Raw genomic sequence first — 272 nt, 5'->3', positions numbered from 1 at the left:
CTTCACTCAACGTATCGAGCGGGAGAATCTAACATTGCGCAACCGACTTAAACGGCTCAATAGAAAGACGTTGGGTTATTCCAAATCGCCGGAAATGCATGATAAGGTCATCGGTACTTTCATTGAACGTGAATATTATATTTAACAGGCATCAACAGGTTGAATACACGACCCAAAAACCGGGTCGATGAGCAAACAGAACAAGCCGTCGTTGAATATGCCTTAGCGTTTCCCGCTTATGGTCAGGCACGTACCAGTAATGAATTACGTAA

1 protein-coding gene and 1 pseudogene are annotated in these 272 nt (G+C 43.8%); both read left to right on the top strand.

The features are described from left to right. The coding region (locus Xinn_RS21680) for an IS1 family transposase (RefSeq protein ID WP_244590287.1) at positions 1-145 on the top strand (145 nt) is incomplete at its 5' end. 5 nt (positions 146-150) lie between these two features. After that, positions 151-272 (top strand): annotated as a pseudogene (locus tag Xinn_RS23670) (IS481 family transposase); the annotation flags it as partial.

This window comes from Xenorhabdus innexi (assembly GCF_002632485.1).
Lineage (GTDB): Bacteria > Pseudomonadota > Gammaproteobacteria > Enterobacterales > Enterobacteriaceae > Xenorhabdus > Xenorhabdus innexi.
This window is presented reverse-complemented; position numbering and strand designations above follow the sequence as displayed.